Annotated in this window: 23 protein-coding genes; 11 read left to right on the top strand and 12 right to left on the bottom strand. The window is 68.1% G+C overall.

The genetic code is table 11. The features are described from left to right. The first annotated feature begins 8 nt into the window (after positions 1 to 8). Entirely contained in the window at positions 9 to 1,112 is a 1,104-nt protein-coding gene (locus EV646_RS36715; RefSeq protein ID WP_132157070.1) for a M20/M25/M40 family metallo-hydrolase, read from the top strand. On the opposite strand, the gene ggt is transcribed toward EV646_RS36715, so the two are convergent. The 4 genes from ggt to miaA form a co-directional block, all read right to left on the bottom strand. After that, positions 1,099 to 2,910 carry a gamma-glutamyltransferase gene (gene ggt / locus EV646_RS36710; protein WP_241996566.1) on the bottom strand — a complete coding sequence of 604 codons (1,812 nt, stop codon included), beginning with the start codon at positions 2,908 to 2,910 and terminating at the stop codon, positions 1,099 to 1,101. The genes EV646_RS36715 and ggt overlap by 14 nt on opposite strands. Positions 2,911 to 2,987: 77 nt before the next feature. Further along, on the bottom strand, positions 2,988 to 3,662 hold the full coding sequence (locus EV646_RS39140; protein ID WP_158291116.1) for a hypothetical protein: 675 nt from the start codon (positions 3,660 to 3,662) through the stop codon (positions 2,988 to 2,990). A 37-nt stretch (positions 3,663 to 3,699) separates the two neighbouring features. Next, positions 3,700 to 4,212 (bottom strand): SigE family RNA polymerase sigma factor, encoded by a 513-nt coding sequence (locus EV646_RS36700; RefSeq protein WP_132157066.1) that lies wholly within the window; start codon positions 4,210 to 4,212, stop codon positions 3,700 to 3,702. Then, positions 4,199 to 5,188 (bottom strand): tRNA (adenosine(37)-N6)-dimethylallyltransferase MiaA, encoded by a 990-nt coding sequence (gene miaA, locus EV646_RS36695; RefSeq protein WP_132157064.1) that lies wholly within the window; start codon positions 5,186 to 5,188, stop codon positions 4,199 to 4,201. The genes EV646_RS36700 and miaA overlap by 14 nt, the downstream gene beginning before the upstream one ends. Positions 5,189 to 5,346: 158 nt before the next feature. Between miaA and EV646_RS36690 the strand changes: the two genes are divergently transcribed. Continuing rightward, positions 5,347 to 5,556, top strand: a complete 210-nt coding sequence (locus tag EV646_RS36690) for a hypothetical protein (RefSeq protein WP_132157062.1) — start codon at positions 5,347 to 5,349, stop codon at positions 5,554 to 5,556. A gap of 85 nt (positions 5,557 to 5,641) precedes the next feature. Then, positions 5,642 to 5,884, top strand: a complete 243-nt coding sequence (locus EV646_RS36685; RefSeq protein ID WP_132157060.1) for an antitoxin — start codon at positions 5,642 to 5,644, stop codon at positions 5,882 to 5,884. Positions 5,885 to 6,231: 347 nt separating this feature from the next. On the opposite strand, the gene EV646_RS36680 is transcribed toward EV646_RS36685, so the two are convergent. The 3 genes from EV646_RS36680 to EV646_RS36670 are packed head-to-tail and all read right to left on the bottom strand — an operon-like array spanning position 6,232 to position 9,504. Beyond that, a complete protein-coding gene (locus tag EV646_RS36680) occupies positions 6,232 to 7,668 on the bottom strand; it encodes a nitric oxide synthase oxygenase (protein ID WP_241996565.1) in 1,437 nt (478 codons plus the stop codon). Positions 7,669 to 7,727: 59 nt separating this feature from the next. Continuing rightward, positions 7,728 to 8,255, bottom strand: a complete 528-nt coding sequence (locus EV646_RS36675; RefSeq protein ID WP_132157058.1) for a DivIVA domain-containing protein — start codon at positions 8,253 to 8,255, stop codon at positions 7,728 to 7,730. Continuing rightward, on the bottom strand, positions 8,203 to 9,504 hold the full coding sequence (locus tag EV646_RS36670) for a globin domain-containing protein (RefSeq protein WP_132157056.1): 1,302 nt from the start codon (positions 9,502 to 9,504) through the stop codon (positions 8,203 to 8,205). The genes EV646_RS36675 and EV646_RS36670 overlap by 53 nt, the downstream gene beginning before the upstream one ends. Positions 9,505 to 9,863: 359 nt before the next feature. On the opposite strand from EV646_RS36670, the gene EV646_RS36665 reads away from it, so the two are divergent. Together EV646_RS36665 and EV646_RS36660 are read left to right on the top strand one after the other, a co-directional pair. After that, complete coding sequence (locus EV646_RS36665; protein ID WP_132157054.1) at positions 9,864 to 10,313, top strand: NUDIX hydrolase; 450 nt, start codon at positions 9,864 to 9,866, stop codon at positions 10,311 to 10,313. Between the two features lie 93 nt (positions 10,314 to 10,406). Beyond that, positions 10,407 to 12,239, top strand: a complete 1,833-nt coding sequence (locus EV646_RS36660) for a LamG-like jellyroll fold domain-containing protein (protein ID WP_241996564.1) — start codon at positions 10,407 to 10,409, stop codon at positions 12,237 to 12,239. On the opposite strand, the gene EV646_RS36655 is transcribed toward EV646_RS36660, so the two are convergent. Next, positions 12,236 to 12,934, bottom strand: a complete 699-nt coding sequence (locus EV646_RS36655; protein WP_241996563.1) for a phosphotransferase — start codon at positions 12,932 to 12,934, stop codon at positions 12,236 to 12,238. The two genes, EV646_RS36660 and EV646_RS36655, sit on opposite strands and share 4 nt — an antisense overlap. Beyond that, the gene (miaB, locus tag EV646_RS36650) at positions 12,931 to 14,403 is read right to left on the bottom strand and encodes a tRNA (N6-isopentenyl adenosine(37)-C2)-methylthiotransferase MiaB (RefSeq protein ID WP_132157052.1); all 1,473 of its coding nucleotides are present in this window, start codon (positions 14,401 to 14,403) and stop codon (positions 12,931 to 12,933) included. Before miaB ends, EV646_RS36655 begins: the two co-directional genes overlap by 4 nt. 199 nt (positions 14,404 to 14,602) lie before the next feature. Here miaB and EV646_RS36645 point away from each other — a divergent pair, with 199 nt between their 5' ends. The 4 genes from EV646_RS36645 to EV646_RS36630 all read left to right on the top strand — a co-directional run bounded on the left by EV646_RS36645 (position 14,603) and on the right by EV646_RS36630 (position 17,887). Then, the gene (locus tag EV646_RS36645; RefSeq protein WP_206752060.1) at positions 14,603 to 15,331 is read left to right on the top strand and encodes an amino acid ABC transporter ATP-binding protein; all 729 of its coding nucleotides are present in this window, start codon (positions 14,603 to 14,605) and stop codon (positions 15,329 to 15,331) included. 47 nt (positions 15,332 to 15,378) lie between these two features. Beyond that, positions 15,379 to 16,305: a glutamate ABC transporter substrate-binding protein gene (locus tag EV646_RS36640; RefSeq protein ID WP_132157048.1), complete on the top strand. Its 927-nt coding sequence runs from the start codon at positions 15,379 to 15,381 to the stop codon at positions 16,303 to 16,305. Positions 16,306 to 16,370: 65 nt separating this feature from the next. Next, on the top strand, positions 16,371 to 17,018 hold the full coding sequence (locus tag EV646_RS36635) for an amino acid ABC transporter permease (RefSeq protein ID WP_132157046.1): 648 nt from the start codon (positions 16,371 to 16,373) through the stop codon (positions 17,016 to 17,018). Next, the gene (locus EV646_RS36630) at positions 17,018 to 17,887 is read left to right on the top strand and encodes an amino acid ABC transporter permease (RefSeq protein WP_132157044.1); all 870 of its coding nucleotides are present in this window, start codon (positions 17,018 to 17,020) and stop codon (positions 17,885 to 17,887) included. The genes EV646_RS36635 and EV646_RS36630 overlap by 1 nt, the downstream gene beginning before the upstream one ends. A 48-nt stretch (positions 17,888 to 17,935) precedes the next feature. Here EV646_RS36630 and EV646_RS36625 read toward each other — a convergent pair whose 3' ends face one another. After that, positions 17,936 to 19,225: an aspartate aminotransferase family protein gene (locus EV646_RS36625; RefSeq protein ID WP_132157042.1), complete on the bottom strand. Its 1,290-nt coding sequence runs from the start codon at positions 19,223 to 19,225 to the stop codon at positions 17,936 to 17,938. A 132-nt stretch (positions 19,226 to 19,357) separates the two neighbouring features. On the opposite strand from EV646_RS36625, the gene EV646_RS36620 reads away from it, so the two are divergent. After that, positions 19,358 to 20,452, top strand: coding sequence for an LOG family protein (locus EV646_RS36620; RefSeq protein WP_241996562.1), 1,095 nt, complete (start codon positions 19,358 to 19,360; stop codon positions 20,450 to 20,452). Positions 20,453 to 20,486: 34 nt separating this feature from the next. After that, positions 20,487 to 21,191 carry an alpha/beta fold hydrolase gene (locus EV646_RS36615; protein WP_132157038.1) on the top strand — a complete coding sequence of 235 codons (705 nt, stop codon included), beginning with the start codon at positions 20,487 to 20,489 and terminating at the stop codon, positions 21,189 to 21,191. 3 nt (positions 21,192 to 21,194) lie between these two features. Here EV646_RS36615 and EV646_RS40800 read toward each other — a convergent pair whose 3' ends face one another. Beyond that, on the bottom strand, positions 21,195 to 21,683 hold the full coding sequence (locus EV646_RS40800) for a DivIVA domain-containing protein (protein ID WP_132157036.1): 489 nt from the start codon (positions 21,681 to 21,683) through the stop codon (positions 21,195 to 21,197). Next, complete coding sequence (gene rlmN, locus EV646_RS36605; RefSeq protein WP_132157034.1) at positions 21,680 to 22,798, bottom strand: dual-specificity RNA methyltransferase RlmN; 1,119 nt, start codon at positions 22,796 to 22,798, stop codon at positions 21,680 to 21,682. The genes EV646_RS40800 and rlmN overlap by 4 nt, the downstream gene beginning before the upstream one ends. Positions 22,799 to 22,815: the final 17 nt, after the last annotated feature.

Below are 22,815 nucleotides of genomic sequence, written 5' to 3'. Positions count from 1 at the left end.
GACTATCCATGGACCTCGACCGCCTGCTCGACCGGCTTCGCGCATACGTCGAACACGAGACGCCAACCGGCGCGGCCGAGGCGCTGAACTCTTTCGCCGACCGGCTCCTCGCACGGTACGCCGACCTCGGCGGTACGGCGAGACGAGAGCACGCGGCGACGGGTGATCACGTCGTCGCGGACTTCCCCGGCGAGGGTCCGCGCGCCGAGGAGGCGCCGCTGCTGTTCCTCGGGCATCACGACACGGTCTGGCCGTTCGGGCAGCTCGAGTCGATGCCCTGGCGCGAGCGAGACGGCGTCGTCCGCGGTCCGGGAGTGTTCGACATGAAGGGCGGCCTCGTCGTCCTGGAGGCCGCGCTCGAGCTGGTCGACGGGCGCGACCATCGACCGGTGCGGGTGGTCGTGATCGCCGACGAGGAGATCGGATCCCCGACCGCACGCGAGCTGGTCAAGTCCGAGTCGGCCGACGCATACGCGGCGTTCGGCTTCGAGTCGCCGCATCCCAACGGCGATCTGAAGACGTCTCGACGCGGCAGCAGCCGGGTCCGGATCGAGGTCACCGGCCGCGAAGCCCACGCCGCGCTCGATCCCGGCACCGGCGCCTCCGCGATCGACGAACTCGTCGACCAACTGCTCGTGGTCCGCTCACTCGTCGCCGGGTACGACGATGTGCTCTGCAACGTCGGCACGATCAGCGGCGGCGGCCGGACGAACGTCGTACCTGGAAAGGCGTCGGCCGAGCTCGGGTTCCGGTTCGTGGATCCCGAGACCGAGCGCGCCGTACTCGATGCGGTGACGGCGCTCGAGCCCGTGCGGCCCAAGGCGCGGCTCGAGGTGTCCGTGATGTCGAACCGGCCGGCGTGGCAGCCGTCGGAAGCGAGTGCTGAATTGCTCGCGGCGGTGGCCGAGGCGGCGCGGTCGGTGGGTCAGACGATCGGCGGCGCGGCTGCAGCGGGCGCAGCCGACACCAATCTGACCGGCGGGTTGGGAGTGCCAACCCTGGACGGCCTGGGCCCCCGGGGTAAGGGAGCCCACGCCGTCCATGAGCAGGTGATCGCGGCGAGCCTTGCCGAACGCGCGGCCTTGGTCGCCGCGATCATCACTTCGCTATAGGCCAGACCGTGCCCGCGTCGCCGCCACCGCGACGGGTTGGTTCGGCCGCTGCCAGGATCGCTCCGCCAGGCAGGAACTCCAGCGCCGCGACCGCACCGATCTCGGCCGCAGACGTGAAGGCGTCGCCGGAGGGGACGAGCGTGTGGCCGAGCGCCGTGAGATCGGGGCCATAGGCGTCGATGAACGGCGGCTCGGCCGTCACGGCCGCGGTGTTCCGCTGCGAGGCGCGCGGAGCGGCGATCGCCTGCGGCAGGGTCATGCCGCGGTCGAGCCGGTTGGTCAACGTCTGCAGGACCGTCGTGATGATGGTCGAACCACCCGGCGAACCCAGCGCGATGAACGGCTTGCCGCCGCGCAGCACGATCGTCGGCGACATCGAGGACCGCGGCCGCTTGCCCGCCTCGATCCGGTTGGGATCTCCCGCGACCGGTACGGCGGAGAAGTCGGTCAGCTCGTTGTTCAGCAGGAAGCCGCGACCGGGGACGGTGATGCCGCTACCACCGGTCTGCTCGATCGTCAGCGTGTAGGAGACGACATTGCCCCACTGGTCCGCGGCGACCAGGTGCGTCGTCGACAGCCCCTCGGTGTCCGGCCGCTCGACGGTCGTCGTACCTGCGGTGCAGGGCGAGTAGGACCCATCGGGTGAGCCCGCCGCGGTCGGCTTGGTCGCTGCGTGGTCAGGGTCGATCAGGCAGGAGCGCTCGGCGCCGAAGCCGGGCGACAGCAGCTCCTGCGTCGGCACGTTCACGTACGCCGGATCACCGACGTACTTCGCCCGATCCGCGAACGCCAGCGCCGACGCCTCCAGGTAGGTGTGCAGCGCCTGCGGTGTCGTCAGCTGGCTGAGGTGCTGCGGCGTGAGGATGTTCAGGGCCTCGCCGACCGTGGTGCCGCCGGACGACGACGGCGCCATGCCGTAGACGTCCAGACCGTCGTACCGGACCTTCGTCGGCGCGCGGTCGATCACCTTGTACGACGCCAGGTCGCCGGTGGTGAGGTATCCGGGGAACACCGGCAGCACGGCGTCCGCTGTCTTCGGTGGGTTCTGCGCCGTCGCCGCCATCTCCGCCGCCAGCGGTCCGCCGTAGAACGCGGACGGACCCTGCTTGCCGATCAGCTTGTACGTGTCGGCGAGCTCCGGGTTCTTGAACACCGAGCCGACCAGCGGCGCGTCACCGTTCGGCAGGAACAGCTTCGCGGTCGGTGGGATCTGCGCGAACCGGGTCTTGTTGTCGAGCGTCTGGCCGCGGAACGTCTGGTCCACCACGAAGCCGCGATCGGCGAGGTCGGCGGCCGGCTTGAGCGCCTTGCCGAGTGACAGCGAACCCCACTGCCGCAGCGCGGAATCCCAGGTCGCCAGCGTTCCCGGTACGCCGATCGACTTGCCGGACGTGACCAGCTGCGCGAAGGGGTACGCCGTGCCGGTCGCGGGGTTGATGAACGCAGTGTCCGACATCGACGCCGGCGCGGTCTCGCGGCCGTCGATCGTGAACACCTTGCGCTGCTTGGCGTTGTAGTAGACGAAGTACCCGCCACCGCCGATGCCGGCGGAGTACGGCTCGGTCACGCCGAGCGCGGCCGCCGTGGCCACCGCGGCGTCGACCGCGTTGCCGCCGAGGCGCAGGACGCCGAGCCCGATGTTGGTCGCCTCCGGATCGACCGACGAGACGGCACCACCGAACCCGATCGAGGTGGGGTTCTTGACCGGCGGCTCAGGTGTGCTCGCGACGGCGCCGCTCGCCGTCAGGGCGGACAGGACAAGCGCACCAGCGGACAGGGATGCGACCAGCTTCTTCACCAGCGTCTCCGAACGTCGGCGTACAGGGACAAGCCTTACCTATCCCGAAGTCGGCGCCGACGCCAGTTGTGGCGCGCCTAGTTGACGGTGCAGGAAGCGAGGAAGCGGCGGAGCAGGTCGTCGTTCCAGTCCTGGCTGTGGGCCGGGACCTCGACCAGGAGCCACCGGTCGGCGAGTTTCACCTGAGCGGCGGTCCGGCCGTCGAGGGTGCCGAAGTGGTAGGCCTTGCCACCCGAGTCGGTGACTCGCACCGACATCAGGCTGCGCGCCTGCGGGGCCGCTTCGATCACCAGCTTGGCGGTCGTGTCCGCCGTACGCACGGTCGGCGGGGTGAGGACGACACGGTTCGCGGCGATCGGGGTCTCGGGGGTCCAGTTCTTCGGGGCGAGGGAGCAGCCGATGGTGTTCCAGGTCTGCTTGTTCGCCACCAGCTCCACCGCCGCGCCGGTCGCGAACATCGACATCGTCTCGCCGTTGGCCGTCGGTGACGGTGTCGGGCCGGCGGTCTTCTCGGCTTCGCCGGTCGCGACTTCACTGGTGCCGTTGTTCCACCACTTCACCTGGTTGCCGATCGCGAGTACGGCGGCCGAGACCGCGGCGACGCACAGTACGCCGGTCACCCGGCGGCGCCGCTTGATCCGGCGCAGGGCACGGCGGCCGCGGGCGACATCCGCGTCGATGTCGGCCGGTGGAAGCCCGTCCGCCGTACGGTCGGCGAACCCCTCCAACAGTTTCTTGATGTCCTCGTCCACTAGTTCTCTCTTCCCCGCCCCACCGCCCTGGTCGGGCTTAGGCACTCCCCGTCGCAGGATCTTCCTCGCTCATCAGATCCTTGAGTCTCTTCAAAGCCTTGGCGGTCTGGCTCTTCACGGTCCCCTCGGTGCACTCCAGGATCCGCGCGCAGCTGGCGACGTCGAGATCCTCGAAGTACCGCAGTACGAGCACGGCCCGTTGCCGCGGCGCGAGCTCCAGCAGGGCACGCCGTACGGCGAGGGTGTCGACCGGATCCACCTCGTCGCTCAGCCTCGGCTCGAACGTCTCCGCGGTCACCACCTCGGGGTGGCGACCAGCTCGGCGGCGCTCGTCCAGGAACGCGTTGACCAGGATGCGATGCGCATACGGCCCGGCGCCTTCGTGCCGGATCCGATGCCAGTGCACGTAGACGCGCGTACACGCGGTCTGCACCAGGTCCTCCGCGGTGTGCACGTCACCCGCGGTGAGCAGCAGTGCCGTCCTCATCAATCGGGTTCGATCCGCGAGCAGGTACTCGCGGAACTCGGCCTCACGGTCACCCCCTCGCATCAACGGCCCCTGTGTTGAACCTTGGGCCTTCTTCCACCTCGACTACGCCGGCGATCCCCCTTCGGTTGCCTTCGGCTATCACTTCGAGTGCCTTGGCTGTCAGGTCCGGGTCGTCGTACCGCAGCCAAGTGATGCGTCGGTCCTTACGGAACCACGAGTCCTGCCGGCGCGCGAACCTGCGGGTCGCCTGGGCGGTCCGCTCCCGTGCCTCGGCCTCGCTGATCTCGCCGTTCAGCAACGCGATCACCTGCGAGTAGCCGAGCGCCCGATTCGCGGTCTTGCCTTCTTGGAGGCCTTTGCCGAGCAGCTCGCGCACCTCGTCGACGAAACCGTTCTCGAACATCCGGTCCACCCGCCGGCCGATCCGCTCGTCCAGCACCGGCCTCGGTACGTCGAGTCCGAGCTGGACGGCCCCGGGATAGACGTACTTGTGCTCGGGCAAGGTCGCGACGTACGGCCCGCCGGTGATCTCGATGACCTCCAGCGCCCGCACGATCCGCCGCCCGTTGCTCGGCAGGATCTGCTCGGCCGCTTTCGGGTCGACGTCCTTGAGCTTGTCGTGCATCGCCCCGGACCCTTTTTGACCAAGCTCGGCTTCGAGGCGTTCCCGTACGGCGGGATCCGTGCCAGGGAAGGCGAAGTCGTCAAGGATCGCCCGGACGTACAAGGCCGAGCCGCCGGCCAGGACCGGGACTGTGTGGCGATCGATGCAGTCGTCGATCGCCTGTCTCGCCAGCTCCTGGAACTCGGCCACGGTCGCCGTCTCGGTGACGTCGAGGATGTCGAGCAGGTGATGCGGTACGCCGTCGCGCTCCGCCGGACCGATCTTCGCCGTACCGACGTCCATGCCACGGTAGACCTGCATCGCGTCGGCGTTGACCACCTCGCCGTGCAGTCGCTTGCACAGGGCAACGGACAGGTCGGACTTGCCGGCCGCGGTGGGGCCGACGACCGCGACGACGAGTGGTTCGGCCATCGGTCCAGTGTGACAGCGTTGCCTCGATTCCCGCCCCACCGCCCCGGTCGCCCCCTGATGAAGACTCGGCCAAGAGGGTGCCGCTGGTCTTGTGGATGACCCTGCATGTTCGGTAGGAACACTGCAGATCGCAACACCTGATACGGGAGGAACGAGCTGTGACGAATCCGTTCGAAGAAGAGTCCGACGCGGCCAAGGAAGCGCTGGACCTGGAGGGTGACGAACAAGCCGCGGCTTTGAAGAAGAGCGGCGGCGATGTCGAGTTCAGCGGTGGGGATGTCGAGGCCGGCGACCCCGGCACCGAGAGCGGCGGCGACGTCGAGGGTGGCGGTGGGGAGACCACCGACTCGGGCGGCGACGTCGAGTAGATCCCACAGTTCGTGCGTAGTTGGTGCGAGGATGCGCGCTAGCTGTCCGTAATCAGTTCACTACGCAGGAAATGGAGCCCCGCGGATGGGCATCTTCGACAAGTTCAAGGGCAAGGCCGAGGACCTGAAGGACAAGGCCGGCGACCTGGTCGACCAGCACGGCGACAAGGTCGGCGAGGGCCTGGACAAGGCCGGTGACTTCGTCGACGAGAAGACCGGCGGCAAGTACGGCGACAAGATCGACCAGGGAGTCGACAAAGCCAAAGAGGGTCTGGACAACCTCGACGGCCAAGACGACGACATCCCCAACAACCAGAACCCCGCCTGAGCACCACCTTCGAAGGGCCGCGAGGAACCCCTCGCGGCCCTTCGTCCCGTCTACGGACACCGCCCCCAGCGGCGACGAACCCCGGCAGACTTTCAGGTGACTTTGTGCATGGTTCGACCATGTTGAAGCGCTTCAGGATGGTCAAGCCGTGCACAAAGTGGCGCGGAGTCGGTCAGCGACGTGGTGGCGGAGGGTAAGGGCGTCTCGGTAGGCCTGATGAGACAGTCCGTCCCCGCCGATCACACCGATCGGCGTTGCGAGTACGCGCCCCGCCGGAGGCGGCAAAAGAAGTGTCGCCGCCGGAGACGGTGTCCTTTGAGGCCTCCCTGCTCCTCCCCTCGGTTTGTTTAGAGGAAGGCGGGTGGGGTGCCGTGGAGGGAGCGGTGTGCGGCGTCGTCGTCGGTGAAGAAGTTGGGGAGTCGGGTCTCGGTGTCGTAGTAGCGGTGGAAGACCGGGGTTTGCGAGCCGGACATGGGTGGCACGATCCAGGTCCAGTCGGCGGGGCAGCGGCGGCCGGCTCGTTCCTCGCGCTCCAGGTGGATGAGGAACCGGCGGGACTCGGTGTGATGGTCGGTGATGGTCACGCCGTTCGCGCGGAACGAGTGCAGGACCGCGCGGTTGATCTCGACCAAGGCCTGATCTCGCCAGAGGGTCGCCTCGTCCGACGTGTCCAGCCCCATCCGTTCCGCAACCTCCGGAACCAGGGCGTACCGGTCGCTGTCGCCCAGGTTGCGCGCCCCGATCTCCGTGCCCATGTACCACCCGTTGAAGGGTGCGGCCGGGTAGGAGACACCGCCGATGACCAGCCGGTTGTTGCTGATCACCGGGACCGCGTGCCACCGCATGCCCAAGTCGGCGAACCACGCCAACTCCGGGTGCTCGAGCGGGACCTCGTGAACCGCTTGTCCGGGGAGCTCGAACATCCGTGGCCCCTCCTCGACGGTCTCCACGACGAGCGGGAGTATGTCGAAGGCACCCGGGCGTTCGGGCGGCCGCCAGCCGCGCTTGATCAGTTCGCTGGTGAACGTTCGGTAGCGGGGGTCTCCGAGGACATGCCCGTCTGCTTGCTCGTAGCCGGCGTACCGGATGAGCTGCTCGTTCCAGATCCTGGGAGCAGGCCGGTACGGCGTCTCGGGTGCGAACACGCTGATCATCGGCCGGATCTTCCCGCTGTTGTGAGCGGCACGCAGATGGTCGAAGCAGTGCTCGGCGACGCCGGCGGCGTCCGAGACAGTCCGCAGGTCACGCACGTGCAGACTGCGCCAGTAAAGCCGGCCGATGCACCGTGCGTTGTTGCGCCAGGCAACGCGGGCGCCGAAGGCCAGTTCCTCAGGGGTGTGCCAATAGGTCCCGGTCATGTCGATCTCGCGCATCACCGCGGCGATCCGCGGTCCCAACGGCCCCGTCTGGGAGTTCTCGGCATGAAACTGCTCGAGGAACTCCGTGGCCGCGGCCCGAACCAGCTCGACGTCAGCGCTCCCGGGGCTGTGCTCGGGACCGAACTGGCTTATCGGGTGGCCGATCCTCGCCCGGACCCGCCCGGGACCTGCCGACGCCCGCCGGCCGGTCCGTGGGGCCTTGCGCCACGGCCTGTCGCCGACCTGGAGCAGCTGTTCTCCGGCGTGGACCGCAACGAGGCTGCAGATCCGAATGCCCAGCAAGAGGATTGCCAGACTCAGTACGACGACAGCCGGACGGCTGGTCGGCACATTCCAGCCAACTTCGACCGCGCCAACGGTGGCACTGGGCACGACCAGTCCGACGAGTGCGAACGGAACAACCACAAGCCTGCGATGTTGGGCGGCCGGGGCGGTGTGGACAGGACAGGTCGGTTGCGAATCGCTCATGCGGTGCCTGGACGCGGCCAGTCGCCCAAGTTGTCGTGCAGAGGGTCGCTCTGGTGTGGCGCCGCCGTACCCAACTCGCCAGGCTGATTTGTGCTCCCGAGCCGGTCGACCTCGGTGGCGAAGGAGTTCACGATCGACTGCATCTGCTCCTGCGCCGTCCGCGCGTACGACCGAACCTGCTGCCCAGCCGTGTCCATGGCCTCCGCGACGATTTTGCGCTCGTGTGCGCGCGCCTGGCCGATGCGCTCGCGGGCGTCCCGGCTGACGTCGGAGACCATCTCCTCGACCACGAGCTGTGCTTGGCTGAACAGCTGGACGACCTGTTCGTTCACACGGTCGCCGGCCTGCTCGTACTGGTCCAGCTCCGCCTGCACGCGCTGCAGTTCCGCCCGCCCGCGCTGCAGCTCGGCCTGGAGACGCTCGTTCCTGGCCCGGCTCTCGCTGAGCTCTCGCTCGGTGGCCTGTACCTGGTCAGCCAGCAGATCGAGGTATCCATAGACCTTGGCCGCGTCGAGACCCCGCATCCGGCGCTGGAACGTCTCGTCCCGGATCGACTGCGGTGTCTGATAGTGCGGAGAGGCGTGGCGGCTGTTGTTCGTCACTTGTTGTCTCCTGACCTGGTAGCGCCGGCAAGGCGGTGTGGTCGCCAGCGGCCGCGTAGTAGAAGTGCTCGTACTTGATGTGCTCGGGAGCCATGCCGGCGGCGGCCAGCTGCTCCAGCGTGTGCGCGACCATCTGCGGGCCGCCGCACACCATCGCCGTACGCCCGTACAGCAGCTGACGTGCGGCGACCGTGCCGACCTTGCCGCGCTTTCCGGGGTACGACGGGTCGTCCGACACGACCTCCGTGTATTCGAACCAGGGCCGCTTCTGCGCCAGCTCTCGCAGCCGAGGGCGGTCGTAGAGGTGCCAGGGCATCCGGACCCCGTGAAGCAGATGGACCAGAGGCCCAGTGCCCGACCGCTGCCACTCGTGGTCGATCTGCTCGAGTACGGCGAGGAGCGGAGCGAGACCGGTTCCACCGGCGACCATCAGCAAGTCCTTCGTGTCGCCTTCCCGCCGCGTCAGCCGCTCGCCGACCGGCGCTCCCAGCTTCACGGTGTCGCCGGCCTTCAGGGACCGCACCACGGTCGGGCTCACCTGGCCACCGTCGATCTGCTGTACGTGCAGATCGATCGAGCCGTCCGAGCGCGGCGCGTTGGCCGGGCTGAAGTACCGCCACAGCCGAGGGCGTTGCGGGATCTCCATGGACACCGACTGGCCGGGGACGAACTGGTACGCGCGCCTGGGCCGGACCGTCAGCAGAGTGAGGTCCATGGTCCGCCGTTCGGCTGAGACCACATCGGCGTCCCACCAGTCAGGAGTGGACTCCGAGGACGTCTCCGCCGCCTCGACCATGATCCTCGCGACCACCTGGTAGGCCGCCGTCCAGTGCGCGGCCAGCTCCTCGTCCCACTCGTCCCCCAGGAAATGCATCAGGGTGGCGCAGAGCGAGGCACCGACCGCGTTGTAGTGCTCCGCGACGACCGCGTACTTGCGATGATCGCGGCCGAGGTGTTGCAGGAAGGCCGCATCGTTCTCGATCTGATCGGCATGGCTGACGATCCGGCCGAGTGCACTGACGAACTTGTCCCGCTGGTTCGACATGTTGAGCGGGAACATCGACCGTACCTCGGGATGAGACACGAAGATGTGCGAGTAGAAGTACAGCGCCACCTGATCGCCGTGCTTCGTCACCTGGTCCCAGCTGCGCTGCAGGGCATATGCATCCATCGGGCTTGGCTATCCGTCTCGGAAGGGCAGCTCCTCGAACGAAACGGACGGCCCATCAGCGGGCACGATGAACTGCCGATCGTCGGCAGCGTGAGCCGGCGGGTACTGCGTTGACAAGGGTTCCCTCCCAGATCAGTCCCCGAGTCTGTTCAGTCGCCGTCCCTCCCGACCTACCCGCGGGCCGCCGGGCTGAAACCGCGAATCGGACTGAATCGTTCCGAAAATCATGAACAGGTGGCTGGGCCCGAACGACAGGAGATACCGGGCTGAAGGGCGCCGGCGCCGGACCGGCCACGCCTACCCGGCCGTCACCCCGGCGCCTACCTCCTGTCGTTCGGGCCCCGTCTAGGGTTTGAGGCATGGATCGGTTTCGGGTGGTTCCGGCGGCGTACGTCGTACTTCGGCGGGGGGATGAGGTGTTGATGTTGCTGCGGGCCAACACCGGTTATATGGATGGGTACTGGGCGGTGCCGGCGGGGCATGTGGAGCGGGGGGAGTCGGTGGTTGAGGCAGCAGTGAGGGAGGCGCGGGAGGAGGCTGGGGTGGAGATCGATCCGGCTGATCTGGTGCCGATCACCGCGATGCACCGCACCGGCGGCAACGGCGATCCGATCGACGAACGTGTCGACTTCTTCTTCACGGCGTCGAAGTGGACCGGCGAACCGCGGCTGATGGAGCCGGAGAAGGCCGACGGGCTGGACTGGTTCTCGCTGGACAAGCTTCCCGATCCGGTGGTCCCGCACGAGGCCCGAGTGCTGGCGGGCTTGCGTGCCGGTGGGCTTCCCGCGGTGATCGCCCACGGCTTCTGACCCGCCGCCGCATCACCGCGCCTCCCGCGCCTTGCGGAGGGTTCTTCTGGTGTTCACCGCCCAAGGGGCTGAACCGCTTTAGAGTTCCCTGCTGTGTCAGAGAGCTCTGGAGGCGGAATGGACGAGCGGTACGACGGGACGACCCGGCGGCGGCTGTTGCAGGCAGGTGTGCTGAGTGCGGGTGCAGTACTCGCGCCAGAGCTCACCCGACCTGATCAGGCAGCGGCCACCACGACGGCGGGCAGGGTCGACACCGAGCACCCGCGGTTCACGCTGGCCGTCGTACCGGACACGCAGTACTTGTTCGATCTGGATCGGGGGGACTCGGCTCCGCTGGTCGCGAGTTTCGAGTGGCTGATCGAGCAGCGGGCGGCGGAGAACATCGTGTTCACCGCGCACCTCGGCGACGTGGTGGAGAACGCGCAGGCGTCCGAGTTCGCCCAGGCCGATCCGGTCTTCACGATCCTCGACCGGGCCAGGATGCCGTACAGCGTGCTGGCCGGCAACCACGACATCGACGCGTCCAAGGACGACACCCGCGGCGATTCGCCGTACCTGCGCACGTTCGGACCGCAGCGGTTCCGGCGGATGCCGACGTACGGCGGATCGACGCCGAACGGGTACAACTCGTACCACGTGTTCCGCGCGGCCGGCCGGCAATGGTTGCTGCTGGCAATGGACTGGCGGCCGTCGGACGCCAGCTTCGCGTGGGCCCGCGCGGTGATCTCGGCGCATCCGAAGCTGCCGGTCATTCTCGCCACGCACGAGCTCGTGAACGCCGATGCCGGCAACCCGGAGGCGTACTTCACCGATCACGGCACCCGCGTCTGGGATCAGCTTGTCAACGGCAACGACCAGATCTTCCTCGCTCTGAACGGTCACTTCTGGCCGCCCGGCCGCACCACCCGGAAGAATGCCGCCGGCAACGATGTGCACCTGCACCTCGCCAACTACCAGGACCGCTACTACGGCGGCTCCGCGATGATCCGGCTCTACCACTTCGACCTGGCCCGCAACACCATCGACGTCGAGACCGTCTCGCCGTGGATCCTCGGCCAGTCCCCGGCCCGGCGCAGTCTGCTCGCCGAAGGCGAGATCGAGCTGACCGACGACACCAACCGGTTCAGCATCCCGATCGACTTCGCCACACGGTTCAAGGGATTCGACCCCATCCCGGTCCGCCCCGCCCGTCCGGCGACACAGCTGGTCATCCCCGGCACAGCGGCGTACTGGCGCTTCGACGGCCCGGTCGGCAACACGGTCATCGACCACTCCGGTCAAGGCAACCACCTCACTCGCGTGCAGCTGGCCGGGGAAGGTCCGCAAGCATCGACGGAGTACCACCCGGACCAGCCCGGCCACGCCAGCTGGTTGTTTGCCGGCGGCAAGAACCCGGCCCGCGGCGGCTACCTCCGTACGGCGGACAACGCGCCACTCAACGGCATGACGTTCAAGAGCGGCTACACGATCGAGGCGTTCGTGAAGCTGGCCGACGACGGCGCCGACCACGCTTGGGAGGGTCTGCTGAGCCGGATGGGTACCGGAGCGGACGCGGGCAAGACCGGCAGCGACCCGTCCGAGCCGGTCGTCAACCTGGCCTTCTCCGGCGGACGCCAACTGCAGTGGGCGGTCTACCCGCTCGACCGCAACGACACCTTCACCAACTGGGGCCATGAGCAGGTCGCCGGCCGATGGTTCCACCTCGCGGTCGTCAACGACGGGCAGCACAGCACCTTGTACGTCGACTCGTCGCCGCTGCTGCGCAACCCGTCAACTCCGTCGAACGGACTCGCGACCGCCGGCAAGCCGTGGCTCCTCGGCGCGAACCACTACAACAACGTGATCGAGCAGACCTTCGCCGGCCACATCGGCGAGCTCCGCATCGTCACCCACGCACTCAAGCCGTCGCAGTTCCTGAGCGCCTAGAGATACGAGCGGATCAGTGCTTCCTGCGCAGGCAGGAGAGCCAACTCCTCGGGTGTGAGCGTGACGTTGCGGCCGCGTACGGCGAGGGCGTCGGCCAAGCCCGGCCTGGGGTCGATGGAGTTGGCGAGGTAACTCGCCAACGCTTCGCGCAGAAGCGGGGTCAGGTCTTCAAACGACGGGTCGAGTGCGACCTGGGCGAAGATGATCGCGGTCATCGCGACGTCGAAGGCCGCTGTGCCTTCGACGGCGTTGCGCCAGTCGATGACGACCGGGCCGTCCGCGGTCGCGATGACGTTGAGCGGGTGCAGATCGCCGTGCACCACGACACGACCCGGCGTGCCACTCGGCGCCGGGATCGCCTGCAGGCGTCGGTGCAGGTCGGCGTGGATCTCGCCGACCTCGGCCGCGCTCAGGCCGCCAGCCAGGGCGGCGTCCCCGAGAGTCGGTCCGTCGAGTCGCTGGATCACCATGTCCGCACCGTCGACCTCGCGGACCGCCGGCACCGGATAGTCGTATGAAGCGACGTGACGCATGAAGTCCGCCTCGTCCCGCACCGGGTGCCCGTTGCGATAGCGCCGCAACACCCAGGAGTTGTCGAGGGCGTAGACGTCAGCGTCCCGCCCAGCCGCGAACGGCTGAGCATCGGGAGGAAGGAGCGGCGCCCGGTCGGCTGACGATCCCAGCTGGTCGGTCACCCGACCTGGCAACCGCCAGTCGCGGGCTCCAGCGGCTTCGCGCCGATTGTCGGCATGCCGAGCATCACGCCGGGCGCCGGGGCCGCTTGGCCTTGTGCCGCTTCCCAGGCGTCGCCGGCGCGAGTACGTCGTACTGAACCGAAGACGTCGGCGACCAAGTGGTGGGGCGCGGCGTAGGTGACCTCGACCGTTGCCATGTCACCTGGCCGCGGCGCCTCGACACCCTCGGGCAGGGCGAAGTGGACGAGCCGATTGTCCCGCGCGCGCCCGCTCAGCCGGTGGGTGGCGGCGTCCTTACGCCCCTCCCCCTCGGCCACGAGCACCTCGAGCGACCGGCCGACGATCCTTTTGTTCTCGGCCCACGCCATCTCGTCCTGCAGCGCGACCAACCGCTCGTACCGATCCTGTACGACGTCGCGCGGGACCTGATCCTCCATCGACTCCGCCGGGGTCCCGGGGCGCTTGGAGTACTGGAAGGTGAAGGCACCCGAGAACCGCGCCTGCCGGACCACGTCGAGCGTGCCCTGGAAGTCCTCCTCGGTCTCGCCCGGGAAGCCGACGATGATGTCGGTGGTGATGGCGGCGTCCGGCATCGCCGTACGCACGTCCTCGATGATCTTGAGGTAGCGGTCGCGGCGGTACGAGCGGCGCATCGCCTTCAGCACCCGGTCCGAGCCGGACTGCAGCGGCATGTGCAGCGAGGGCATCACGTTCGGCGTCTCGGCCATCGCCTCGATCACGTCCGCGGTGAAGTCGCGCGGGTGCGGCGAGGTGAAGCGAACCCGCTCCAGCCCGTCGATCGTGCCGCAGGCGCGCAGCAGCTTGCCGAAGGCGTAGCGGTCGCCGAACTCGACGCCGTACGAGTTCACGTTCTGGCCGAGCAGGGTCACCTCGAGCACCCCTTCGGCGACCAGCGCCTCGACCTCGGCGAGGACGTCGCCCGGCCGGCGGTCCTTCTCCCGGCCGCGCAGCGACGGGACGATGCAGAACGTGCAGGTGTTGTTGCAGCCGACGCTGACCGACACCCAGGCCGAGTACGGCGACTCGCGCCGGGTCGGCAGCGTGGACGGGAACACCTCGAGCGACTCGAGGATCTCGACCTGCGACTCCTGCTGGACCCGGGCCCGCTCCAGCAGCACCGGCAGCGAGCCGATGTTGTGGGTGCCGAAGACGACGTCCACCCAGGGCGCCTTCTTGGTGATGCTGGCCTTGTCCTTCTGCGCCAGGCAGCCGCCGACGGCGATCTGCATGCCGGGCTTCTTGGCCTTCACCGGCGCCAGGTGGCCGAGGTTGCCGTACAGCTTGTTGTCGGCGTTCTCGCGGACCGCGCAGGTGTTGAAGACGACCACGTCGGCCTGGTCGCCCTCGGGCGCGCGGACATAGCCCGCGTCCTCCAGCAGCCCGCGCAGCCGCTCGGAGTCGTGGACGTTCATCTGGCACCCGTAGGTGCGAACCTCATAAGTACGCATGACAGCCACCTAGAGTACGTGCCCCGGCCCGGTGACCGCGAAGTACAGCCGCAGCAAGCAGGCTGTGACCGGGTGATCACAGTCTGTCTCGCTATATTGCAGATCGTTACCACCGTGGAACCGACCAGCGCTGCGACCTCACCCCCGGCTCCGCTAGGTTCTGGCCATGAGCGATTCCGGTACGTTGACGAAGACGGATCTGGTCGCACTGACCGGTGTCAACAAACATTTCGGCGAACTGCACGTCCTGAAGGACATCAACCTGTCCATCGCCAAGGGCGAGGTCGTCGTGGTGATCGGCCCGTCCGGGTCCGGCAAGTCGACGCTCTGCCGCGCGATCAACCGGCTCGAACCGATCGACGAGGGCACCATCACGCTGGACGGGCAGCCGCTGCCGAGCGAGGGTAAGGCCCTGGCGAAGCTGCGGGCCGATGTCGGCATGGTGTTCCAGTCGTTCAATCTGTTCGCGCACAAGACGATCCTGCAGAACGTCACGCTCGGGCCGTGCAAGGTCCGCAAGACGGACCCCAAGGTGGCCGAACAGCGGGCGATGGAACTCCTGGAGCGGGTGGGGGTGGCCAACCAGGCCGCGAAGTTCCCGGCTCAGCTGTCCGGCGGCCAGCAACAGCGGGTCGCGATCGCGCGGGCACTGGCCATGGACCCGAAGGTCATCCTCTTCGACGAGCCCACCTCGGCGCTCGACCCGGAGATGATCCAGGAGGTTCTCGAGGTGATGATCGACCTCGCCAAGCAGGGCATGACGATGGTCGTGGTCACGCACGAGATGGGATTCGCCCGGACCGCGGCCAACCGGGTGGTGTTCATGGCCGACGGCGAGATCGTCGAGCAGGCCAGTCCGGAGGAGTTCTTCACCAACCCCACCTCACGACGTGCCCAGGACTTCCTCGGGAAGATCCTGAAGCACTGACGTCCGCCCGCGGCCGTACCAGCAATCACACGAAGGGGAACCAGACCATGAGAATGCGCAACCTCGTCGCCAGCCTCGGCGTCGCGGCGCTCGCGCTGACCGCAGTCGCCTGCGGCAAGGACGAGCCCGCCGGCGGCGGCGGCACCGGCGACAGTGCCGCGTCCGACACCTGCGGCGACCTGCACAAGTTCACCACCGCGTCCGGCGTGGACGTCGCCGGCAGCGCGACCTTCACCAAGATCAAGTCGCGTGGCACTCCGGTTGTCGGGGTCAAGGCCGACCAGCCGAACCTCGGCTACAAGGATGCCGACGGCAAGCGCTGCGGCTTCGACATCGAGGTGGCCCGGATGGTCGCGGCCAACCTGGGCTTCGACCCAGACAAGATCGAGTACAAGGAGATCCCGTCGGCGAACCGGGAGACCGCGATCGCCGGTGGCGAGATCGACTACTACGTCGGCACCTACTCGATCACCGACAAGCGCAAGAAGCTGGTGTCCTTCGCCGGCCCGTACTTCATCGCCGGCCAGGACCTGCTGGTGCGCAAGTCCGACACCTCGATGGATGCCGGCAAGACCGCGCTGAAGGGCAAGAAGGTCTGCTCGGCCACCGGCTCGACGCCGATCCAGCGGGTCAAGGACGAGAACCTGACCGAGGCGAGCAACATCTCCGAGTTCAAGACCTACTCCGAGTGCGTCTCGCAGCTGCTGGACAAGAAGGTCGACGCGGTCACCACCGACGACGCGATCCTGAAGGGCTACGCGGCGACCGCGCCGGACGAGCTCCGGGTGGTCGGCAAGCCGTTCAGCGAGGAGAAGTACGGCATCGGCCTGCCGCTGGCCGACAAGGCGCTGCGGGACAAGGTGAACTCCATCCTGGAGACCTCCGCGTCCGACGGCACCTGGAAGGAGCTGTACGACGCGACGCTCGGCAAGTCGGGTTCGGACTCGACGCCGCCTCCGCTCGAGAAGTACTGACGCACATCCGGCCGCGGCGTCCCACGGGCGCCGCGGCCTCGTCTTGAGTCCCCTGGAAGGTCGCGATGCTCTCGGTCCTCACCGACAACTGGGAACTGTTCGTCGACGGTTTCTGGACCACGCTCAGGCTGTTCCTGATCGCTGGAGTGCTGAGCCTGGCGCTCGGAACCGTGCTGGCCGCGTTCCGGGTCTCCCCGGTACCGGCACTGCGCGCCATCGGCACCGGGTACGTGAACACGCTGCGGAACACCCCGCTGACCCTGGTGTTCGCATTCCTCGTCTTCGGCGCGCCGAAGATGGAGATCTCCCTGCCGACGTTCTTCTGGTCCGCGGTGGTCGCGCTGACCGTCTACACGTCGGCGTTCGTCTGCGAGATCGTCCGGTCCGGCGTCAACACCGTTCCGCCCGGTCAGGCGGAGGCCGCGCGCTCGGTCGGCATGACGTTCATGCAGGTGCTGGGCATCGTCGTACTCCCGCAGGCCTTCCGGGCGATCGTGCCGCCGTTGACCAGCGTGATGATCGCGTTGCTGAAGAACACGACGATCGCGGCGGGTTTCTCCGTCGCGGAGGCCGGTGCGATTCCGGCCGTGATGGCCGAACGCGGTGAGAACCAGGTGGCCACGCTCGTCTGGATCACGGTCGGCTTCCTGATCCTCATCATTCCCCTGGTCTTCCTGCAACGGTGGGCCGAGCGACGGACGGCGGTGGCCTGATGAGTGTGGTCCTGTACGACGTACCCGGCCCGCGGGCGAAGGCCCGGAACCGGATCCTCAACGCGGTCGTCATGGTCGCGCTGCTGGCCGTCATCGGCTGGGTGCTGTACCGGCTGAACGAGAGCGGTCAGTTCGAGAGCCGCCGCTGGGCGCAGTTCCAGTATTCGTCGATCCAGCAGCAACTGCTCGACGGATTGCTGAACACGCTGAAGGCGGCCGGTCTGGCCGCTGTCCTCGCCCTCCTGTTCGGTGCGGTGTTCGCGGCGGCCCGGATCAGCGATCACTGGTGGTTCCGGGCGCCGGCGACGCTCGTCGTCGAACTGTTCCGGGCGATCCCGCTGCTGATCCTGATGTTCTTCTTCTACTACGGCAACCTGCAGTTCGATCTCGGCATCGGGCCGTTCTGGGCGGTCGTGTTCGGTCTGACCCTCTACAACGGCTCGGTGCTGGCGGAGATCTTCCGGGCCGGTATCGCCGCCGTACCGAAGGGTCAACGTGAGGCCGCGTACGCCACCGGCATGCGGAAGAACCAGGTGGTCCGGCTGATCCTGTTGCCGCAGGCGATCACGTCGATGCTGCCGGCCATCGTCAGCCAGCTCGTCGTCCTGCTGAAGGACACCGCGCTGGGCTTCATCATCACCTACGCCGAGCTGCTCTACGTGGCCAAGCAGATGGGCGGCCGCCTGCAGTACGGCTTCCCGTACATCCCGACGTATATCGTCGTTGCGGTGATCTACATCGGACTCTGCTCGCTGCTCTCGGTGCTTGCCCGCTGGCTCGAGGGCCGCTCCCGCCGCCGGCGCAAGGTCACCGGCGCCCCGCCACCAAGCGCCGCCGAGGCAGCCACCTCGGTGGAAGCCCCGCTCTGATCGACCAGTGCCCCCGGCCTCGTGCCGGGGGCACTGTTAGGTGGCGGGTCAGCGCAGGGTGTTGAACGAGTCGCGGATGATCTCGATGGCTTCGCTCGTCTCCTCCTCGGTGAGGGTCATCGGTGGCGCCATCCGGAGGACGTTGCCGTACAGGCCGCCCTTGCCGATCAGCAGGCCGCGGTCCTTGGTCTCCTGCTGGAGTTTGGCGGTGGTCTTCGGGTCCGGGCTGTTGTCGTCCGGCTTGACGATCTCGGCCGCGAGCATCAGGCCCTTGCCGCGGACGTCGCCCAGCTCTGGGAACTCCTCGGAGATCCCGCGCAACCCGTCGGCCAGCTGCGCCCCGCGCTTGGCCGCATTCGCCTGCAGGTCGTGGTCGAGCAGGTAGTCGATCGTTGCCTTGGCTGCGCTGGTGGAGATCGGGTTGCCTCCGAAGGTGGACAGCGAGTTGGCGCTCAGGCTGTCCATCAGGCTCGCCTTGGCGACCACACCGCCGATCGCGAACCCGTTCCCCAGTCCCTTGGCGAACGTCATCGCGTCCGGTACGACGCCGTGCGCCTGGATGCCCCAGAAGTGCTCGCCGGTCCGGCCCCAGCCGGTCTGCACCTCGTCGGAGATGAGCAGGATCCCGAACTCGTCCAGCACCTCCTTGAACGCGGCGTACAGGCCGTCGGGTGGTGAGGAGAACCCGCCGACGCCCTGGATCGACTCGACGATCAGACACGCCACGTCGCCTGCGGTGGTGGTGTCGATGACGTTGCGCAGGTCGTCGACGCAGACCTTGATGTACTCGGCGTCGGGCAGGTCGCGGAACGGGCTGCGGTAGCGATAGGCGCCCTGCACGTATTGCACGTTCACCGGCGACAGGCTGCTCGCGGACCAGCCCCGGTTGCCGGTGACGGCGACCGTGCCGAAGCCGCGGCCGTGGTACGAGTTGCGCATCGCCAGCACCTGGTTGGAGCGGCGGTTCTGCGTGGCGAGCAGCAGGGCCGCCTCGTTCGCCTCGGTGCCGGAGTTGGCGAAGAACACCTTGGCGTCCGGGATGCCGGAGAGCTCGGCGATCTTCTCGGCGAGCTCGATCTGCTGACGGATCAGGTACACCGTCGAGGTGTGTGCGATACCGGTCGCCAGCTGCTCGCGGACGGCGTCGGAGATCTCGGCGATGTCGTAGCCGATCGCGTTGGTCAGGATGCCGGCGAAGAAGTCGAGGTAGGTGTTGCCCTCGCCGTCGGTGACCCGGCGACCCGAGCCGCTCACGATCTCGATCGGCTCCTCGTAGTACAACGCGAGCCAGTCCGGCATGACGGCCTTGTGACGCTCCCAGAGCTCCGCATGTGTCATGTCCTAAGGATTACCCCATCGCAGGCTCCAGTCCTAGGGAGGGCAGGCAGAGTGCCGGAAGGTTGCCGACTCGGTTCCGGTTCAGTTCCGAGTTGACTTCTGTGCCCGTGGATGGCGGTTAGTGTGCTGCTCGTGACACTGCCGAGCATTCCGCACGTCGACATCGAGTCGCTGGCGCATTTCGACCAGGTCGTGGCCGCCGGGGCCACCTCGATGGAGGGGTGGCGGGTCCAGTCCGTCGACCTGTCCGCCCGTACCGCGGAACTGCTCGGCCTGAACCCGATGGGCTCCCTCTTCCTCGGGTGTGTCCTGGAGGAGAAGGCCGAGGAGTGGATCCGCGAGGGCGGCGGCCTGATCTTCCCCGCGATCCCCTCGCTCCCCTTCGACTCCTACCGCAGCCGCCTGTACGACGCCGACGAGCTCTACGCCGATCTCGACCAGGGGTACGACGCCACCCCGGACGCACGCATCTACGCCTGGTCCCGCCAGCACGACGAGAAGGGCGACACCAGCCGGACCCTCGCCGCCGCCCTTCACGACCACGCCATCGCAGACGCGCTCACTGAGCTCCCCGACGACCGGCCGTGGATCGGCGTCATGGGCGGACACGGTGTAGCTCGCGGCAGTACGTCGTACCGCTCGGCCGTCCAACTGGGTCGCACGCTGGCTCAAGCCAGCCACACCGTCGTCACCGGTGGTGGTCCCGGCGCGATGGAGGCGGCCAACCTCGGTGCGTCGCTCTCGACGTACGACGAGGCCGCAGTCGACGCCGCACTGACCGCGCTGGCCGTCGTACCGTCGTTTCGTCCGTCCGTCGCCGCTTGGGCCGCGACCGGTCTCGCCGTACGGGGGGAATACCCCGGTGACGGCGGAGTGTCGATCCCGACGTGGTTCTACGGGCACGAGCCGCCGAATGTGTTCGCGTCGTCGATCGCGAAGTACTTCTCCAACGCCCAGCGCGAGGACGTCCTGCTCCGCCGGGCGCGAGGCGGCATCATCTACCTCCCCGGCGCGGCCAGCACGGTCCAGGAGATCTTCCAGGCCGTCACACCCAACTACTACGGCGACCCGGCCACCCAGGTCCCCCTGATCCTCGTCGGCATCCACCACTGGACCACCGAACTGCCCGTCTGGCCCCTCCTCGAGTCCTTGGCCGCAGACCGGCCCATGGCGCCCCACATCCACCTGGTGGACACCATCACCGAGGCCGCAACTCTGGTCCGCTGACGTTTTGTCGGTGGCGTGGTCTACGGTCCCCGGCATGACGAACTTCGTGTTGGTGCCGGGGGCGTGGCTTGGTGGCTGGGCGTGGGATGAGGTGGCCGCGCTGCTGCGGGCCGAGGGGCATGAGGTGTATCCGGTGACGCTGTCCGGTGTCGCCGAGCGGCACGGCCCGGACGCCGCTCAGGTCAGCCAGGCGCAGCATGTCGACGACATCGTCTCCGTCATCGAGACCAACGACCTGTACGACGTCGTCGTCGCCGGCCACAGCTACTCCGGGATCCCAGCAGGCCAGGCTGCCGCGCGGATCGGCGACCGGCTACGTCGGGTCGTGTACGTCGATTCGAACATCCCCACAGACGGGCAGTCGTTCATCGACGGCTGGTCCGACGAAGGCCGCGCCTGGGTCGAAGGCCAGCTGGCCGAGTCAGGCGGCCTCTGGCCACCACTCACCGCCGAGGACTACGCCGATCAGGACCTGAGCGACGACGCGATCGCCTTGATCGTCGCCCGCAGTACGCCGCACCCCGGCCGCGCGATCTCCGAGCCGGCCCAGCTGGTCCGCCCGATCGCAGACCTACCCACCACCTACATCAAGTGCCTGATGGACGGCGCCGAACCCATGCCGGTCGTCCGCAAGCAGCTCGAGTCCCCGCAGTGGAGCCTGGTCGAGCTGAACACCGGCCACTGGCCGATGTTCTCCCGGCCGGCCGAGCTCACGAAGATCCTCGCCGGCCTGGCCTGACGGTCAGCCGCGGCGGAGCCAGTCCTCGGCCTCGTCCAGGAACTGGTCCACCTCGACGATGTCGTAGCCCTCGTGCAGCCGGACCGGATTGAACTGCACCCGGCGGACGTCGCGAGGCGTCACCGGACGCTCGACCGGCTCGCCGTTGACGGTCGCCATCACCCGGCCGACGAACTCGTCGACCTCGCGCGGGTCGTAGCCCCGCATCCGGACCGTGCTGAACGTCGGCGCTTCCCGCCGCTGCCTCGAGGCTGCGGACGCGCGGTCGGGCATCCACTGCTCGGCTTCGGCGAGGAATTCGTCCACCTCGTGCACCGGGTAGCCGGCGCTGAACAGCGGCGTCCGGAACTCCACCCCGCGGAGCTCAGCCACGGTCACCGGCCGCGTGGCCAGCCGGCTCACCGTGGCGATGATGCGGTCGACGAACTCGTCGACATCCGCACATTCATACCTGTCACCGGTACGGCGGACGGTGAACTCCGGCCGGATCACCGGTTCGCGGCGGCGAGCTGGCCGCAGGCGCCGTCGATTTCCTGGCCGCGGGTGTCGCGGACCGTGGTGGGGATGCCGCCGGCCTGCAACCGCCGTACGAACTCACGCTCGTCGGCTGGGTCCGACGCGGTCCACTTGGAGCCGGGGGTCGGGTTCAGCGGGATCAGGTTGACGTGCACCCAGCTCCAGTCGCCGCGGGCCGCGAGCTTCTCCGCCAGCAGGTCCGCGCGCCAGGCGTGGTCGTTGATGTCGCGGATCATCGCGTACTCGATCGACACCCGGCGCTTGGTCTGGCGCGCGTACGCCCAGGCCGCGTCGAGCACCTCGTCGACCTTCCAGCGGTTGTTGATCGGGACCAGCTCGTCGCGCAGCTCGTCGTCCGGCGCGTGCAGCGACAGCGCGAGCGTGACCGGGATGCCCTCGGTCGCCAGCTGGTTGATCCGCGGCACCAGGCCGACCGTCGACACGGTCACTCCACGGGCCGAGATCCCAAGCCCCTCCGGCGACGGGTCGGTGAACCGCCGGACCGCGCCGATCACGGCCTTGTAGTTGGCCATCGGCTCGCCCATGCCCATGAAGACGATGTTGCTGACCCGGCCGGGACCGCCCGCGATCTCACCGCGCGACAACGCACGCGCACCGTCGACGACCTGCTCGACGATCTCCGCCGTACTCATATTGCGGGTCAGCCCGGCCTGACCGGTCGCGCAGAACGGGCACGCCATCCCGCAGCCCGCCTGGGACGACACACACATGGTGACGCGGTCCGGATACCGCATCAGGACCGACTCGACCAGCGAGCCGTCAAGCAGCTTCCACAGCGTCTTGCGGGTCTGGCCGTTGTCGCACTCCAGGTCGCGTACGCGCGTCAGCAGCGGCGGCATCAGCTCCGCTACCAGCTTGTCGCGGGTGGCGGCCGGCAGATCGGTCATCTCGGCCGGGTCGGACACCAGCCGGGAGAAGTAGTGATTCGACAGCTGCTTGGCCCGGAACGCGGGCTCACCCAGCGCCGCGATCGCCGTCCGGCGCTCCTCCCCAGTGAGATCGGCCAAATGCCGCGGCGGCTTCTTGGCACGGCGCGGCTCATCGAAAACAAGCGGGAGGGAGGTAGTCATAGCCTGCCCATTGTCGC

Source organism: Kribbella antiqua (assembly GCF_004345665.1).
Classification (GTDB): domain Bacteria; phylum Actinomycetota; class Actinomycetes; order Propionibacteriales; family Kribbellaceae; genus Kribbella; species Kribbella antiqua.
This window is presented reverse-complemented; position numbering and strand designations above follow the sequence as displayed.